At 65.5% G+C, this 2,813-nt stretch carries 3 protein-coding genes; all 3 read right to left on the bottom strand.

The features are described 5' to 3' along the window. Positions 1–31 precede the first annotated feature (31 nt). Positions 32–970 (bottom strand): IS3 family transposase, encoded by a 939-nt coding sequence (locus LWC33_RS34495; protein WP_308191063.1) that lies wholly within the window; start codon positions 968–970, stop codon positions 32–34. Between the two features lie 66 nt (positions 971–1,036). Next, the gene (locus tag LWC33_RS34500; protein WP_233308912.1) at positions 1,037–2,272 is read right to left on the bottom strand and encodes an IS110 family RNA-guided transposase; all 1,236 of its coding nucleotides are present in this window, start codon (positions 2,270–2,272) and stop codon (positions 1,037–1,039) included. A 181-nt stretch (positions 2,273–2,453) separates the two neighbouring features. Continuing rightward, a complete protein-coding gene (locus LWC33_RS34505; RefSeq protein ID WP_233308913.1) occupies positions 2,454–2,747 on the bottom strand; it encodes a transposase in 294 nt (97 codons plus the stop codon). Between the last annotated feature and the right edge of the window lie 66 nt (positions 2,748–2,813).

Raw genomic sequence — 2,813 nt, forward strand, 5'->3', positions numbered from 1 at the left:
GTAGAGTGTTCCCGATTTTATTGACACCGGTTTAGGCTGCCAGGTCGGTTAGTTCTCTGAACCCTAGCTCGTATTCCGTGGGAGTCAAGTACCCGAGCGTCGAGTGTCGTCGGCGACGATTGTAGTAGCCCTCGATCCAGAGGAACGTCTGCTGCCGAACCTCGGCAAGGTTGTTCCACGGGCGAGTATGAATGAGCTCCTTCTTGTAGGTCGCGAAGAACGATTCGGCGACGGCATTGTCGAAACAAGTGGCGCGCCGGCCCATCGAGCGGACGACGCCGTTGGCCGCGCAGAAATCGGTGAATTCCCGACTGGTGTATTGCGTTCCGCGGTCGCTGTGAAAGATCACCCCGGCCGGTGGGCGGCGAGTGAGCAGCGCGGCGGCGAGGGCTTCGATGATCAGGCTGGTGCGGAGGTGGTCGGCCACGGCGTAGCCCACGACCTTGCGGGAGTGCAGGTCGATGACGGTCGCGATGTAGGCCCAGCCGTCCACCGTCGCGACGTAGGAAATGTCGCCGCACCAGCGGGTGTCGGGGGCCTGCGCGGTGAAGTCGCGCCCGATCAGGTCAGGGGCGTCGATGGGGCGCAGACCTGCCACGGTCGTGCGTCGCCAGGCGCGCGGGTGACGTCCTTGCAGGCCGGCGGCCCGCATGAGCCGCCAGACCCGCTTGCGGGCGACCCGGTAGCCGCGCACGACCAGTTCGGCCCAGACCCGGCGCACGCCGGGATGGCCGTGCAGATCGCGGTGGATGGCGCGGATGGTGTCGGTGAGCTCGGCGTCGGTGCGCTCGCGCTCGCTGGGCCCGCTCGCCCGCCACCGGTAATAGCCCTGGCGGGCCACGCCGAGCTGGGCGCACATGAACGTGACCGGGTACTCGCCTTCATCGGCCCAGTCCGCGATCGCCGCGTACTTCACGGCTGTTCTTTCGCGAACCAGGTCGCTACTGAGGTGTGAATCACCGGACCACACGCGGGCACGGCAGTGCGGCCGAGGCGGAGCCTCGGCTTCTTGATGGCCATCCGGATCGGCTCGATGCTATTCGGTGTTGTGCACCGTGACGTTGACGCCTATTCTTTCGAGCTGTCGCAGGAGGCGGCGGGCCTGCTGTTCGGTGGAACGTCGACGATTGTTCCAGCCGGGGCCGAGTTCCCGGTAGGGAGTCCGGTCGCGGATGATATGGAAGTAGGCGATGAGGATGTCGTGCCGGGTCGCGCCGATGGCTTTCTGGGTTCCCCGACGCCCCCGGATCTGGGCGTGGTGGGCGGCGAGGTAGGTGTTCTTGCCCCGGGCCGCGGAGTGCGCGGCCTCGGTCAACGCGGTACGCAGCCACATCGACCCGTGGCGGGTGCGCGCGGTACGGCGTTTCCCGCCGGAGGCGTTGTTGCCGGGGCAGATTCCCGCCCAGGAGGCGAGGTGGGCCGCTGTCGGGAAGGCGGTCATGTCGAGTCCGACCTCGGCCACCAGAACCTCGGCCACCCGCCGTCCGACTCCCGGAATGGTCTGTACCAGTTCGACGACATCGGCGACGGGGCGCAGCAGGACGTCGACCTGCTGGTAGGTCTGGGCGATCGAGTCCTCCAGGAAGTCGACGTGCGCGAGCATCTGCGCGATCAGGAGACCGTGGTGCTCGAGGCGGAACCGGTGAGTCAACGCCTCCCGCAGCTCCGGGATCTTTGGACGCAGCCTCCCCTTCGCGAGGTCGGCCAATACGGTCGGGTCCTCCTCACCCGCCAACAGGGCGGCAAGGATCGCCCGTCCGGTCTTGCCCAGGATCGTCGAAGCCACCGAGGTCAGCTTGATCCCGGCGTCCTGAAGCACCTTCTCCAGCCGCTGGATCGTCCGGGTCCGTTCCTCGGTCAACCGCCGTCCGTGCCGAGTCAGATCCCGCAACAGCCGAATCTGTCGCGGCGGCACGAAACTGGGTGACACCAACCCGTGCTCCAACAATTGTGAGATCCAGACGGAGTCAGCCACATCGGTCTTCCGGCCCGGCACATTACGCAAATGCTCGGCATTGATTACCCACACCGGAAACCTTTCTTCCAGGACGTAGTAGACCGGTTTCCAGTAGACCCCGGTCGATTCCATACCGACGAGGGTCACCTTCTCCGCCATCAACCAGTCCGACAGCGCCTGCAACTGGCCGGTCATCGTGGAAAAAGTTCGAGTCTGTGAACGCCGTCGTCCACCAGGGCCGGGCCGGCGCACCGTCGCGACCACCGTGTCGCGGTGCACGTCCAACCCGGCGCACCGCTCGATCAACACATCCATCCCGCACCCCTCTTCCGTCGACACCAGGGGCCGCCCGGAGTGGGGAACCTGTCGATCAAGAAACTGAGGTACGCGCTCGAAGCAGCAGGTCAGGGTGCCTCAGGCTCCCCGCGTCACACTTTTTTACGGGCTCGCGGCACCACGCAGCGCCGACGTCTGGACCGGACGACCGCACAGATTCTCATCCGGCCAGGGTGGCGGCGCCAGCCGGCATGATCACTTTTTTTGCGAAATCCCGCTCCATCCGCAGGTCCGCGTTCTCCTTGCGAAGTCGTTCCAACTCCGCCCGTTCCGGTTCGGACAGATCAGAGTCCGGGACCCGACCGGCGTCTCGTGCCTTCTTCACCCACTTGCCCAACGTCATCTCGTGCACGCCGATACTCTTCGCCACCTCGGCGATTGTTCGGCCCGAATCGAGGACAAGGCTAACGGCCTGATCCTTGTACTCCTGGGTGAAATGACGGCGTGTCGCCACGCGATTCCCTCCGCTGCGATCAGCGGCAGTCTACGACCGGGTGTCTACAAGATCGGGAACGGTCCA

The sequence above is a fragment of the Pseudonocardia terrae genome (assembly GCF_021343995.1).
GTDB lineage: Bacteria > Actinomycetota > Actinomycetes > Mycobacteriales > Pseudonocardiaceae > Pseudonocardia > Pseudonocardia terrae.

Coding starts and splice junctions, on each gene's coding strand:
- LWC33_RS34500 (WP_233308912.1), bottom strand. CDS start 2,272: ATGGATGTGTTGATCGAGCGGTGCGCCGGGTTGGACGTGCACCGCGAC.